A 14,217-nucleotide genomic window follows, 5' to 3' on the forward strand; every position below is an offset into this window, starting at 1 on the left:
CCTCAACGGACCCGGCAACCGAGTGTAAGGTCGAGGCTAAGAAGCGAGAGAGGCGCGAAAACCGTCGCCCCGGCAGCGAAGCTGCGGGTCGGCAAACGGTCGGACATGATCGCACCTGTCATGGTCATGGAAGAATCTATAGCGGGCGGGCAGAGAACGTGCAAGTGCACTTTCGAACCGCATTTGATGTTGCAACGACGGCCGCGGTTCCCTTTCAAGGGAATCTTTCGCGTCTGAGAGCCTTCTGCAAACCCATCATCACGCCACCGGCCAGCAGACCCCAGAACGCCCCCGAGATCCCGGCGAAGGCGATTCCGGAAGCGGTGACCATAAAGGTGATGGCTGCAGCCTCGCGGGTAGCGGGATTGTGGTAGGCGGCGTATGCCGCGTTCGAGAACGCGCCGATCAGCCCGAGCCCGGCGACGGCCTGCAACAGGATCGGCGGCGCGAGCGATACGAAGGCGATAATGCCGCCGGCCACCAGCCCCAGCGCCGCGTAGCTGAAGCCGCCGATGATCGCCGCTACGTAACGCCGGGCGGGATCCGGATGAGCGTCGGTACTGGCACACATCGCCGCCGTGATCGCCGCCATGTTGACCGGCACGCCGCCAAAAACGCCGACAAGCGAGGACAGGGCGCCGGTTGCCACGAACATCGGTCCGGGATGCGGCTCGTATCCGTGCGCCTTGAGGATCGCGATGCCGGGAATGTTCTGCGACGCCATGGTGACGATAAACAGTGGCACCGCCACGGAAATCGCGCCGTGCCAGGTAAACACCGGCTCGACGAACACGAATTGCGGATGGATCGCAGCGCCGATCTGGCTCAGCGTATCTGCCGGCAGGTCGACGCCGAAGATCAGCACCAGCATCATCGCGGCAAGCGAGGCCGGCACGGCCAGAAGCCGCCAGCGCGACACGACGACCGCCCAGGTCAGCACGATCGGCAGTCCCAGCATCGGGTCGAACGCCACCGCCTTCACGGGAGCAAGACACAGGCCGAGCAGGATACCGGCCAGCATCGCATTGGCAAGCGGCCCCGGGATCATTCGGATCGCGCGCCCGAGCGGCTGGAACAGGCCCGACAGCATGATCAGCCCGCCACAGATGACGAAGGCGCCGACGGCTGCGGGAAATCCGCCCTCGATCATCCCGATCCCCGAGAGAAGAGCGGCACCAGGCGTCGACCATGCAATGCTGATCGGCATCTTGAGAGCGGCCGAGAAACTCACGGCAAGAATGCCGAGCGCCAGGGAAAGCGCCAGGAGCGCGGAGGCGACCTGATCGCTATTGGCGCCCATTGCCTGCAAACCCTGGATGATCACGGCAAACGAACTGACGAAACCGACAAACGCGGTCAGCATCCCCATCGTCAGGGCGGAAAAAGAGAAGTCTTTGAACATGATGAGAACCCGACGCGGTGAAGGGTGCATGGAGCACGACCCGCCGCCGCGAGACAAGCCCAAGAGATGACCAGGCCGACTGATTTTTTCCGATTTTCAGTCATGTATAAAGGGCCGGATTTCTCAAAAATATTGGAGTGGAGACCAGTATTTCGGCTCGACGACCCGTCCGGCGCCGTTCCATCTCAGACTAAATTAAGCCTTGTCTGAAATGTTGGCGGGAGACCTGTTGGAACATTGCATGCTCTTCTCTTCCTCCATGATAAAGCCCGGCCGAAGCCGGGAACGGCGATTCTACCGGTTCGGCTGGTATTTGCCCGCCTTCATTATGGTCGCTGCGGTCATTTTCGGAATTGTCCGGGCCGATCTGGAAGAGCGCGCCCAATACATGGCGCAGCAGCGGCTCGTCGCGTCGGAACAACTGGCGCGCGTGTCCTCAAGCCTCGAAACCAATATTCGCGGCAACGTCAATCTGGTCCAGGGTCTCGTTGCCGCGATCGCTGCAAACCCATCCATCACGCAAACGCAATTTGCGGCGCTCTCGGAGCGAGTTTTCGCTGTTCCCTCGCAGCTGAAGAACGTCGCCGTGGCGCCCGATCTTGTGATCCGGTACGTCTACCCTTACGACCAGAACAAGCAGCTCGTCGGACGAGATTACACGGCCGACCCCAAACGGTCAGTGTCCGTCATGGAGGCGATCAAGCGCCGGTCCACCACGATCGCCGGACCTGTCGAACTCGCTCAGGGCGGACTGGGACTGCTGGCCCGCTACCCGGTTTTCTCGCAAGCCAACGGACATTTCTGGGGCATCGTCTCGAGCGTGATCGACGTGGAGCGCCTGTTCCGCGACATCGACCTCGATACCGAACGGCAACCCCTCAGCATCGCGATCTCCAGGCGGCCGGCACCGGTTGCGAAGGACGTCTTTACCGGTGACCCGGCGATCTTCTCCGCCGATGCGGTTCGTGCCCGCATCGAGCTCGGATACGACACCTGGTATCTCGCAGCGGTCCCGAAAGCCGGCTGGAACACGACCCCGCCGGATATCGGTTGGCTTTATGCCTACGCGACGCTGATCGCACTCTGCATCGTCGCCCCGATGATCTGGGTGGGGATCTTGATGAGGCAGCGCAATCGCCACATCGTCGATCTGCAACACCGGGAGGAGCAGTTCGAGACCATTCACCACCGGTTGACGCTGGCACTCGAAGCGTCGCAGATCGGCGTCTGGGAATACGAGGGCGCCACAGACCGCCTTTTCTGGGACGAGCGGCTCAAGGACCTGTATTCTGCGCCTCCGGGCAAGGACATCTTCACCTACGAGGATTGGCGTTCGACTGTTCATCCGGATGATATCGAGACGGCTGAAAATCGGCTGAACGAGGTCATCGGTGCCACCGAGCCCTATATTACCCAGTTCCGGATTGTCCGACCTTCGGGCGAGATCCGTCACATCCGCGCGCACGGCAAGGCCTACAAAACATCGGGAGGCGTCGAACGCGTCGTTGGCGCCAATTGGGATGTCACTGATGACGTCAATCTGCAGATCGAACTGCGGGAGGAGCGCGCCCGCGCGGAAGAACAGAACGAGCGGTTGCGCGCGACACGCCGCACGTTGCAGCACCAGTCTTTGCACGACGCCCTGACCGGCCTTCCCAACCGGCGCTTTCTCGACCAGTTCATGGAAGCCTCGAACGCGACGACGCACAGTCACCGCCTGGCCTTCATCCATTTCGATCTCGACCGCTTCAAGGAAGTCAACGACACGCTCGGCCACGCGGCCGGCGACGAGGTCCTGCGCCAGACGACGGCCCGGCTCCTGGAACTGATCGGCCATGACGAATTCGTCTCGCGGATCGGCGGCGACGAATTCGTGGTCGTCACCAGCGGCCCGGCCCCGGAAGAGCGGGCAAAACATCTCGGCCGCTCGATCGTCAAGGCGATCGCCAAACCGATGACGATCGACGGCCAGGAATGCCATGTCGGCTGCAGCGCCGGCATCGCCATGCAGACGCTTGCGTGCGAAGAACCGCGCCAGTTGCTGATCAATGCCGACGTCGCACTGTACGAGGCCAAGAAACGCGGCCGTAACCGCGCCGAGGTGTTTTCAGAGTCCCTGCTTCTGACGGCGATCCAGGTAAAACGCACGTCCGACGAGCTTCTCGCGGCAATCGAGAACGACCAGATCGTTCCCTTCTTCCAGCCGCAGTTCGATGCCGTCACCCTCGATATCGTCGGTGTCGAGGCGCTGGCCCGATGGGTCCACCCGACCCGCGGCCTGCTCGCGCCCGAAGCGTTTCTCGATATTGCCGAAGGTCTTCATCGCTCCGGTGAGATCGACGCGCTCATTCTCGAAAAAGCGCTGTTCCAGGCCACCCGCTGGCGTGCCCGCGGGCTTGCCGTCCCAAGGGTCTCTGTCAATGTCTCAGCCCAGCGCCTGAAGGACGAAAACCTCTTGGAGCAGCTGTCGCACCTGTCGTTTGCGCCGGGCAGCATTGCATTCGAACTTCTGGAATCGATCTCGTTTGAAGGAAACGACCGCGGCCTGCGCAAGATCATCGGCACGCTGAAGGATTTGGGTATCGATATCGAGCTGGATGATTTCGGCTCCGGACACGCTTCGATCGTCAGTCTGCTGGAACTCGGCCCCAAACGGCTGAAGATCGACCGGCAGCTGATTTCGCCGCTTCAGGCGTCGGGTCCCCAGCACCGGCTTGTGGCTTCGATCATCGAGATCGGCCGTTCGCAAGGGATCGAGATCGTCGCCGAGGGCGTCGAAACGGAAGCCCATATGGATATCCTGCGTGGCCTTGGTTGCCAGGTGCTGCAGGGTTATGCCTTCGCGGAACCGATGTCGCCCGATGCGTTCATGGATTTTGCCGCCCACTGGCAGCAGGGCCGCGTCCCGGCAACCGCCGTACCCACCCGCAAGCTCGCCTGATATCGCGCGGTGGCCGAAGGGGTTCGGGTCATCCGGACCTGTCGGCCCCTACCCGCGCCTGAAACGATTGCCCTCAAACGCAAAAATCCCCCGCCGGCCTGAAGCCGACGAGGGATTTTGATTTGTCAGAACGACGTCTGGATCAGATTTCGCTCTGCGACGTCACGATCTTGGATGCGAGACCATAGGCCACGGCTTCCTGTGCCGACAGCCAGTAGTCGCGGTCCGTATCGGCTGCGATCTTTTCGATCGGCTGGCCGGTTGCTTCTGCCATGATCTTGTTCAGGCGTTCGTTCATCTTGATGATTTCACGGGCCTGGATCTCGATGTCGGAGACCATGCCGCGCGTACCGCCAGATGGTTGGTGAAGCAGGAAGCGGGTGTTCGGCAGCGCGATGCGGCGTTCCTTCGGAACCGACACGTAGATCAGGGCGCCTGCAGAAGCGACCCAGCCCGTGCCGATCATCCAGACCTTCGGCTTGATGAACTTAACCATATCATGAATCGAATCGCCCGACTCGACATGGCCGCCCGGGGAATTCACGTAGATGCGGATGTCTTCGTCGCTGGCTGCGGCAAGTGCCACGAGCTGCGTGTTGACCTTCTGCGCCAGTTCCTGGGTGATCGCTCCGTAGATGAAGATCGAACGCGACTTGAAAAGATTCGCCTCCGTTTCCTTACCGAGCGGCAGTTCCTTCGTCTTGTCTTCTGTGTCGTCTTCGTCGTTCAGCACGGTCAAAGTCTCCTGCATGAAATTCATATACGGGACATAATGTGTTCGCGGTCACAAAACAATGCACCCCGGCCTGAACATGGCAAGCTTCCAGCGACTAAGGTGAATGACGTAGTCCGCATCGCCGGATCGTTACAATTGGCAATGGACGCGGTGACTGCTCTTGCCTATCGTTTTACGCTTCACGCATCATGTATTTCATCGGGGATCAAAATGTTGACCAGACCTTTCCAAACCGCCCTGAAGCATATTTCGCTCGCAACGGGCGCAGTCGTCGTTGCTGCCGCTCCCGCCTTTGCCCATCTCGATCCTGAAGCACATGGCTCGTTCATGGCCGGCATTTCGCACCCGATCTTCGGCCTCGACCACGTGCTTGCCATGCTCGCCGTCGGCCTCTGGGCAGCACAGATCGGCGGCAAGGCCATCTGGTCCGTGCCTGCCGCATTCGTCGGCACCATGGCGCTCGGCTTCGTGCTCGCGGTCTCCGGTCTCGATCTGCCTTTCGTTGAACCGGCGATCCTCGCCTCGGTCATCGCACTCGGTCTTCTGGTCGCCACCGCCGTCAAGCTTCCGACAGCCGCCTGCGCTGCAATCGTCGGCGTTTTTGCGCTGTTCCACGGCCATGCCCATGGCGGCGAACTCGGCAGTGCCGGTGCGCTTCAGTTCGGCCTCGGCTTTGTCATCGCGACAGCTCTTCTTCACGCAGCCGGCATCGCGCTCGGCCTCGGTATCGCGCGCTTTGCGCCAGCTGTAACCCGCATTCTCGGCGCAGCAACCGCAGTGCTCGGCCTGACGCTCGCATTCGGCTGATATTACAACAAGATAAGCTGCGCCGCCTGAATCATAGTGTCAGGCGCCGCATGTTCTACATGAACAAGATTTAACCCGTCAGCGGGTTTGAAATCCCGAAAATGCCGACTAACTCCTTGTCAGATGACGGCCGCTTGGGACGTCCACAAGGAGTGAGACCATGTCACCGGAAGAACGCCAGCTTCTGACCGCATTGTTCGATCGCGTGAAAACAGCCTCGACCACCCCGCGCGACCGTGATGCGGAGGCATTGATCGATGACGCGACCCGCCAGCAGCCCTATTCCGCCTATTACCTCGCCCAGGCGGTGATCGTTCAGGAAAAGGGCCTTGAGGCCGCATCCGCCCGCATCCGCGAGCTCGAAGAACAGGTCAAGCAGCTTCAGGCCGGCGAAAGCGACACCAGGCGCGACGAACAAGGCGGCGGTTTTCTGAGCTCGATCTTCGGCTCCGGTCAGGCGCCTCGCCCTCCGGCACCGCAAATGCCGTCCCAACAGGCCGGCCAGCAGCCATCCGGCCCCTGGGGTGCGCGACCGGGATATCAGCAGCCTCAGCCATACCGCGGCAACGACGACGGCTATCGCCCATCGGCCCCGTCAGGTCCCTGGTCATCACAGATGCAGGGGGCACAAGGCTATCAGCAGGGCCAGGCACCATCTGCCGGCGGCGGTTTTCTGCGCGGCGCACTTGGCACGGCCGCCGGCGTGGCGGGCGGCATGCTGCTTGCCAACTCGCTTTCGGGCCTGTTCGGCAACCACATGTCAGGCCTCGGCTTGGGCAATCCCGCAGCCGAAGCCAATCCGTTCACAGGCGGCCCAACCGAGGAAACCGTCATCAACAACACCTATATCGGCGACGACGCAATCCGTGAGGCCTCCAATACGGACGCAGATAACGGCAACGACGCAACACCCGATCCCGGTGGCAATGACGGCGGCTGGCAACAGGCCGATTTCGGCAACGACGATCAGTCCGACTTCGGCGGCGGCGATTTCGGCGGCGACGACAACATGAATGTCTGAGGCAGAATGGCCATCTCCCCGAACGGGTTGAGTGTCGCAATTAGCCCGGTGCGTGCCGGGCTAATTGCCAATAAATCTTACCCACGTCCCCGATAGGTCGCCACGCCCTGATCCGGCAACCACACGCCCTTCGGCGCTTCGCCGGTCTGCCAGAACACGTCGATCGGAATGCCGCCGCGCGGATACCAGTAGGCGCCGATCCGCAACCATTTCGGATTGAGCAGGTCAACGATCCGCTTGCCGATATAGACCGAGCAGTCCTCATGAAAGGCGCCGTGGTTGCGGAACGCATGCAGAAACAGCTTCAGCGACTTTGATTCGACCAGAAACCCGTCGGGAATATAGTCGATCACGATATGGGCGAAATCCGGCTGGCCGGTCATCGGGCATAGCGAGGTGAATTCGGGTGCGGTAAAGCGCACCACGTAATCCGTCCCCTGGTTGCCGTTCGACACCTTTTCCAGAACCGCCGTCTCGGGGCTCGTTGGGGCCTCGACCTGATTGCCGAGCTGCGACAGTCCGCTGACATCCGTCATCGTCATTTTAAATTCCCTTCAGATTCGCATGGCTTTCAATGGCAACGCGCTTGCCATGCGCGTGTTCGCTTTCCGGCTCCACATGGATGGCCAGGGTGGCACCGGGAATAGCCTCCTTGATCGCATCTTCCAAGCGGTCGCAGATTTCGTGAGCTTCGCCGACCGACATTCGCGATGGCACCACCAGGTGGAAATCGATAAACGCAGCCGATCCCGCCCGTCGCGTCTTCAGATCGTGCACATCGAGAACCCCGTCGCAATGGGCGGTGATCGCCGCACGCACCGCCGCCTCCTCCTCCGGCTGCAGCGCCTTGTCCATCAGCCCGCCCAGCGAGTGGGTGATGACCTTGTAACCCTGCCAGAGAATGTTAAAGGCGACGAAGATCGCAAGCAGCGGATCCAGGATCAGGTAACCCGTCAGAACCGCGAGCACCAGACCGACGAATACGCCGGCCGATGTCACCACATCCGACATGATGTGCTGGCCGTCTGCCAGAAGCGCCGGAGACCGGTGCGACCGTCCGACCCTGATCAGCACGGTCGCCCAGACCGCATTGATCCCGCCTGCCGTAGCGTTGATGGCAAGCCCGAGCCATGGCGTCTCCGGCATGCTCGGGGCGCCCAGAGCGCCCCAGGCTTCCTGAATGATCAGGATCGCCGCCAGCACGATCAGCGCGCCTTCCGCCACGGCGGATATGTATTCCGCCTTGTGATGGCCAAAGTGGTGGTCATCGTCCGCCGGCCGTTGCGCATAGCGGATGACGAAATAGGCAATAAATGCCGCCGCCACGTTGACCAGTGATTCCAGACCGTCCGACAGCAGCGCCACCGAGCCGGTTACCCACCACGCAGCAAGTTTGAGGAACAGCACGCCGATCGAGATCGGGATGCCCCACATCGCCAGTCTCTCGACCTTTTTGTCGTCCTTTGCCACTCTGTCCATATCGCCCATACCCGTCTTCACTAATCATCCTCCTGCATCTGCAAGCGATTTGCAGGAAGCTATGCCCAAAACGACGAAACCGCCGCGGCGAGAGCGTCTCGCAGCGGCGGTTTCGAATAATGGCCGGCTGTATGGCGCAAGCCTCGCGGTTTGTCAAAGCCGGTCTTGCGCGTCCAGTCGCCGGGTATGCTCGTCGTCAGACGTTATCAACAACGGGGCATCGTCGCAGGCGGGCATCGGGCGTCAGAGACCAGGCATCAGGTAAAGATTAGCGCCATCCGCACGCTGTCCAGGTAGCATCCGTCGATCTTCAACGCATCGCGCGCCACGCCTTCCACCTGAAAGCCCACCTTCCGGTAGAGCGCGATCGCCCGGTGATTGTCCGCATGCACGTCGAGTTCGACGCGGTGAATGCCGGACCGGTTGGCGGCCTCGACCGCGGTATCGATCAGCCGACGGCCCAAGCCTCTGTCGCGAAACCCGGGAATGATGCCCATGCCGAGCAGGCCGCGATGAGCATGCACATCGCGCTCCAGCCTTCGGATATCGCACCAGCCGACGACCTCACCGTCAGCGACTGCGACGATGTGCGGATTGCCAGCAGCCACGCTCTCGCGCACGAAATCCCGCATCTCGTCGATCGGCGGGGCACGCAGAAACACCATGTAGCGCCGCTCCCGGCAGACGATATCGAGCGCCTTGTGAAAGCCCTCGATATACTCGTCCCGGAGCGGTTCGATGGTGACGCCGTCAGCGCCACCCACCGTGTCGGCATCGTCCATCAGGCCGCCTTCGTTGCGCGCTTTCTCGAAAGCTTCGCCACCACGTTCTCGATCATCCGCATGCCGGCATCTCCGCCCAGCGTCATGATCGATTCCGGGTGGAACTGCACCGCGGCGATCGGCTCCTTGGCGTGCTCGATGCCCATGATCGTGCCATCCTCGCTTTCGGCGGTGATGATGAAATCGGAGGGCAGCGTCGACGGATCGGCAAAGATCGAGTGATATCGCCCGACCGTCACATCCTTCGCCAGCCCCGAGAACACGATGCCGGGCTCCAGAACCCGGATCCGCGAAGGCTTACCGTGCATCGGCAGCGCCAGCTGCCGCAACTCGCCGCCATAGGCTTCGGCCAGCGCCTGCAGGCCAAGGCACACGCCGAAGATCGGCAGGTCCTTCGCCCGCGCTGCCTTGATCGTCGCCTTGCAGTCGAAATCCTTCGGATTGCCCGGCCCCGGCGACAGGACGACAAGATCCGGATCGATCCGGTTGAACACCTCTTCCGGCACCGGCGAGCGAACGGTCGAGACCGTCGCTCCCGTCTGGCGGAAGTAGTTGGCAAGCGTGTGGACGAAACTGTCCTCGTGGTCGACCAGCAGGATCTTCACCCCCTGGCCCACCTTGGCGACGTCGCGCGAAGCCTTGGCCGTGTTGCCGGCCCGCGCATCGCGGATCGCCGAAATCATCGCCGATGCCTTCAGCTCGGTCTCGGCCTCTTCCTCATGCGGATCCGAATCGTTGAGCAGCGTCGCACCGGCACGCACTTCGGCAATGCCGTCCTTGACGCGGATGGTGCGCAGCGTCAGCCCCGTATTCATGTCGCCGTTGAAGCCGACCATGCCGATCGCGCCGCCATACCAGGCGCGCGGGCTCTTTTCGTTGGCCTCGACAAACCGCATCGCCCACAGCTTTGGCGCACCGGTCACGGTCACCGCCCAGGCGTGGCTCAGAAACCCGTCGAATGCATCCATATCAGGACGCAGCCGGCCCTCGATATGGTCGACCGTGTGGATGAGGCGCGAATACATCTCGATCTGCCGGCGGCCGATCACCTTGACCGAACCCGGCTCGCAGACGCGGGACTTGTCGTTGCGGTCGACGTCGGAGCACATGGTGAGCTCCGACTCGTCCTTCTTGGAATTGAGCAGCTTCAGGATCTGTTCGGAGTCGGAAATCGCATCCTCGCCGCGCTTGATCGTGCCCGAAATCGGGCAGGTCTCGATGCGACGGCCGGACACCCGCACGAACATTTCCGGCGATGCGCCGATCAGGTATTCCTGGTTGCCGAGATTGATGAAGAACGAATAGGGCGACGGGTTGATCGCCTTCAGCCGGTTGGAAATCTGCGACGGATTGCTGTCGCAGCGCTCCATGAACTTCTGGCCCGGAACCACTTCGAACAGGTCGCCGCGGCGAAAGCTTTCCTTGGCGCGGGTAACGAGGCTCGCATATTCCCCCGGCTTATGATCGCCCTTCGGCGGCGTCACCGTGGTGCGCAGGAACGGCTCGGGCGCGATATCCTGCGCCTTGCCTTCCGTCGTCACGCCGTCCTTGGCAAAGTCGTAGCGATCGACCCAGGCCTTTGCAGCATGGTGATCGACGACCAGAATTTCGTCGGGCAGGTAGAGAACCATGTCGCGCTGGTCTTCCGGCCGCTGCATGGAAAGCTTGATCGCATCGAACTGGAACGCAAGATCGTAGCCGAAAGCCCCGAACAGACCGATTGCCGAATCCGCATCCGAATGGAAGAGATCGACAATGGCCCGAAGCGCGGTAAACACCGTCGGCATCTTCGAGCGCTCTTCCTCTGTAAAGACGCGGGACGGCTGGTTGACGGTCAGATCCAGACGGCGGTCGGTGCGCTCGCCGAGCGTCAGGTCGGAAATCGTCGCAAGCTTGTCGGCGATAAACGACAAAAGCACTTCGCCGCGACCGTTATAGGCCTCGATCCACATCGCCCGGCCGTTGCAGGTAATGCCGAGCGGCGGATCGGCGATCGCCGTATCCCAGCGGGTATAGCGTCCGGGATATTCGTAGTTCGACGAAAACACCGCGCCGCGGCGCTCGTCGAGCCGGTCGACATAAGACGAGATCGCGGTTGCATATTCGGCCGGCCTGCGGGCGCGGCTGACGCTGATTCCGCCCTTGGTCTCGTAGGTCTCGGACCCGTCGTCGTGAATGATCGTCGCCATGTCTGCCTCTTGAAAGCCCTGTTGATCTGCCCGGGTCTCAGAAGCGGCCAATAAAAAAGCCGCCTCGGTAATCGGGCGGCTTGGTCATAGTCTTGTCGATGGACATGACTGGTCAAGGCCGCGTCAGCGTGCCCACCACCAGTTACCGTTGTTGCTCATCGAAATCATCATGGAGCGAATTGTTAGCGCGGCTCCGGCAAACGCGCAAGTGGATTTATTTGGCCACAATGCGACCAAAACAGGGTCATCCGCGTTGCGTCTCCGAAACATGGGAAAGGACGACCGAAGGATGAAGCATACTCTATGCCTTCTCGCTTTAAGCACTTCGCTGGCAATGAGCGCACCGCTGACACTGGGTGCAGCGCCTCTGCCCGCCCGCCCAGCACCGCAAGGCTCGACGCCGAACGTTGTCGAAATCAACATCATCGACCAGTTCATGCGCGATGCCGGACGCACCCGCAAACAGTCGACGCGCAAATCCTCGTCCGGCAAAAACCAGTCGACCCGCCCCGCACAGGGTGCCCAGAACCAGAGCCGAGCCGCGATCCCCGCCGCCCCCGCCCTCGCTACCGTTCCGCTTCCCATGGCGAAGCCGGGTGGTGAACCCGTGCCCGAGGCAACGGCGGCAACGGCCGCAGCCGCTGCTACACCTGAGGTCGCCGCAAAGCCCGTCGAAGCAAAGCCCGAGAACCCGCCCGAAACCCCTGCGGAGAAGCCTGCAGAGCGCCCCGCAGAGCCACCTGTCCCGGCCCCCGAACAGACCCAGAGCCCGGAACAGACCGGTAAAGCTCCTGAAGAAACCATCCCGACCCCCACTCCCAAGCCGGAAGAACCCGCAGAACAGAAGCCCGCCGCATCGAGCGACGACGGCAAGACTGAACCTGCCAAACCGGACGCCGCCAAGCCAGACGACAAGGCACCGCAGGACAAGGCCGCTGATGACAAAACTCCGGCCGACAAGCCTGCGGACGAAAAGCAGGAACAGGCCGAGACCCCGCCTCCTCCGCCTCTCGTCGAGGAAGACGCCGCAGAACTGAAAGCCTGCCTTGCAGACCTCGGTGCCATCGGCGCCAAGTTCGAATCCGTCAAACCGATCGACGACGGCAATGGCTGCGGCATCAAGCAGCCGATCGAGGTGGCGCAGGTTCTGCCCGGCGTCGATCTCGGCGGCGCCACTATGCGCTGCAAGACGGCGCTGACCATGGCCCACTGGCTGAAGGATACGGTCCAGCCCGCGCTCAACATCGCCATGCCAGGCCGCAAGATCACCGGTCTTGTCCCGGGCTCCACCTACCAGTGCCGCCTCAGAAACAGCGCCTCGACCGGCAAGATCTCCGAGCATGGACGCGGCAACGCCTTCGATGTCGCCGCCTTCAAGCTAGACAATGGCGAGAAGGTCGTGATGAAACGGCGTGAGGACGATCACACGCTGGAAGGTGCCTTCCAGATGACCGCCACCGCCGGCGCATGCCTGCATTTCACCACGGTTCTCGCACCCGGCAGCGATGCCGCCCACGAGGATCACCTTCATCTCGACATCATCGACAGGGATGGCGGCTACCGCATCTGCGAGTAGCCGTTGAGGGCCAGGGTCAGGCCGGCGAGGAGCCGGTCAGCCGGCTTTCCTGCGTGCCGATCGTCATGGCATTGCCGCGCCATTCGAACGATCCGGAAAGCCAGCTTCTGATCCAGATCGCCGGCAGCATCACGTCGCGCACCATCATCGCCGGCAGCGACAGGATCGACAGCCGCCAGCCCTTGGCCCGCGCAAGGGCCAGTTCCGGCAGGTAGGTTGCGGCGAACACGGTTGCGGCCACCGCTGCCGAATTGAGATCCAGCAGGACGGCAGCGATCAGCCCAAGCGTCAGAGGCGGCAGCGCCCCGAGCAGGATCTCCGGCGTGAAGAACAGCGGAAACGTCACCCGCCGCAGCCGGGCCCAGCGCGTCTGGCGCGACCAGATTTCCTCCAGCCCGCGACGCCCGAGCGGCTGCTCGAACGGCGCCGAGACCAGATGGACTTTCTTGCCGTGGCGGTTGACGAGCTTGGTCGACGCCGCGTCCTCGGCAATCTCGGCGGCCAGCGCCTGGATGCCGCCGGCCGCATCCAGAAACGGCTTGTGCCACAGCATGCTCTTGCCCTGCGCAAACCCCAGCCCCAGCGCCTCGCCGACATATTGCCAGCGCGCCTGCAGCGTATTCAGGAACGCGCATTCCACTTCCGCCCAGAACCCGTCCGGCCGCGATCCGATCGGCGTCGAACAGACAAGCCCGGTATCGGCCCGCCATCCGGAGACCAGGTTCTGGATATAGTCCTTGGGCATCAGCACGTTGGAATCGGCAAGCACCACCCACTCGTGGCGCGCCGCATGCCAGCCCTTGGCGCAGTTGTTGAGCTTGGGATTGGCGCTGATCCGGTCATCGCCGATCAGCAGCCGCGCCGGCACCGCCGGATAAGCGGCGATGGCAGCACGGATCTCGGCGATGATCGGATCGCCCTCGTCCTGCACGCAGAAGATCAGCTCGTACTCCGGCCATTCAAGCTTGAATGCATGCGCAAGCGTCAGGCTGGAATAGGCCTCGATGCCGCGCACCGGAATGACGATCGACACACCGTCCGGCTTGATCACCGCCGGCTTATCGCTCGCTTTGTCACGATGCGAAAGCCGCAGGCCGGCGACCGCGATGCTGAAGAGATTGATCGCCAGAAGGGCCATGGCGAGCGTCGCAAGAACAAGATCCATCCTGATGTTCCCGATGGCCGGCCCCGAATCGTCGGGTCACCGCCAGTGCCTGAAGAGTAAGGGCAAGCAGACCATTTCGGTGTGACAGACGCATGACGTTGCCCCTCACCCGCGAAGGC

11 protein-coding genes are annotated in these 14,217 nt (G+C 62.2%); 4 read left to right on the forward strand and 7 right to left on the reverse strand.

Translation table 11 applies throughout. From position 1 onward, the window contains the following. Positions 1–214: 214 nt before the first annotated feature. Positions 215–1,402 (reverse strand): benzoate/H(+) symporter BenE family transporter, encoded by a 1,188-nt coding sequence (locus ACQY1P_RS16385; protein WP_062583177.1) that lies wholly within the window; start codon positions 1,400–1,402, stop codon positions 215–217. Between the two features lie 241 nt (positions 1,403–1,643). Between ACQY1P_RS16385 and ACQY1P_RS16390 the strand changes: the two genes are divergently transcribed. Next, the gene (locus tag ACQY1P_RS16390) at positions 1,644–4,343 is read left to right on the forward strand and encodes an EAL domain-containing protein (protein WP_162728320.1); all 2,700 of its coding nucleotides are present in this window, start codon (positions 1,644–1,646) and stop codon (positions 4,341–4,343) included. Between the two features lie 142 nt (positions 4,344–4,485). Here the strand turns inward: ACQY1P_RS16390 and ACQY1P_RS16395 are convergent, their stop codons facing one another. Continuing rightward, positions 4,486–5,073, reverse strand: a complete 588-nt coding sequence (locus ACQY1P_RS16395) for an ATP-dependent Clp protease proteolytic subunit (RefSeq protein ID WP_062457904.1) — start codon at positions 5,071–5,073, stop codon at positions 4,486–4,488. 216 nt (positions 5,074–5,289) lie between these two features. Here ACQY1P_RS16395 and ACQY1P_RS16400 point away from each other — a divergent pair, with 216 nt between their 5' ends. Together ACQY1P_RS16400 and ACQY1P_RS16405 are read left to right on the forward strand one after the other, a co-directional pair. Then, on the forward strand, positions 5,290–5,886 hold the full coding sequence (locus ACQY1P_RS16400; protein ID WP_062455661.1) for a HupE/UreJ family protein: 597 nt from the start codon (positions 5,290–5,292) through the stop codon (positions 5,884–5,886). Between the two features lie 160 nt (positions 5,887–6,046). Continuing rightward, complete coding sequence (locus ACQY1P_RS16405) at positions 6,047–6,907, forward strand: DUF2076 domain-containing protein (RefSeq protein WP_430254415.1); 861 nt, start codon at positions 6,047–6,049, stop codon at positions 6,905–6,907. A 77-nt stretch (positions 6,908–6,984) separates the two neighbouring features. On the opposite strand, the gene queF is transcribed toward ACQY1P_RS16405, so the two are convergent. The 4 genes from queF to ACQY1P_RS16425 form a co-directional block, all read right to left on the reverse strand. Beyond that, on the reverse strand, positions 6,985–7,449 hold the full coding sequence (queF, locus tag ACQY1P_RS16410; protein ID WP_430254417.1) for a preQ(1) synthase: 465 nt from the start codon (positions 7,447–7,449) through the stop codon (positions 6,985–6,987). 1 nt (position 7,450) lies between these two features. Beyond that, on the reverse strand, positions 7,451–8,386 hold the full coding sequence (locus tag ACQY1P_RS16415) for a cation diffusion facilitator family transporter (RefSeq protein ID WP_062457901.1): 936 nt from the start codon (positions 8,384–8,386) through the stop codon (positions 7,451–7,453). A gap of 257 nt (positions 8,387–8,643) precedes the next feature. Continuing rightward, positions 8,644–9,168, reverse strand: a complete 525-nt coding sequence (locus ACQY1P_RS16420; RefSeq protein WP_430254419.1) for an N-acetyltransferase family protein — start codon at positions 9,166–9,168, stop codon at positions 8,644–8,646. Beyond that, positions 9,168–11,357, reverse strand: coding sequence for an anthranilate synthase (locus ACQY1P_RS16425; protein WP_430254421.1), 2,190 nt, complete (start codon positions 11,355–11,357; stop codon positions 9,168–9,170). Before ACQY1P_RS16425 ends, ACQY1P_RS16420 begins: the two co-directional genes overlap by 1 nt. Positions 11,358–11,646: 289 nt before the next feature. Here ACQY1P_RS16425 and ACQY1P_RS16430 point away from each other — a divergent pair, with 289 nt between their 5' ends. After that, a complete protein-coding gene (locus ACQY1P_RS16430) occupies positions 11,647–12,933 on the forward strand; it encodes an extensin family protein (RefSeq protein WP_325262194.1) in 1,287 nt (428 codons plus the stop codon). A 16-nt stretch (positions 12,934–12,949) separates the two neighbouring features. Here the strand turns inward: ACQY1P_RS16430 and ACQY1P_RS16435 are convergent, their stop codons facing one another. Next, positions 12,950–14,098: a glycosyltransferase gene (locus ACQY1P_RS16435; protein WP_430254423.1), complete on the reverse strand. Its 1,149-nt coding sequence runs from the start codon at positions 14,096–14,098 to the stop codon at positions 12,950–12,952. Positions 14,099–14,217 lie beyond the last annotated feature (119 nt).

Origin of the sequence: Neorhizobium sp. DAR64872/K0K18, from assembly GCF_050500175.1 — a bacterium.
Classification (GTDB): domain Bacteria; phylum Pseudomonadota; class Alphaproteobacteria; order Rhizobiales; family Rhizobiaceae; genus Neorhizobium; species Neorhizobium soli.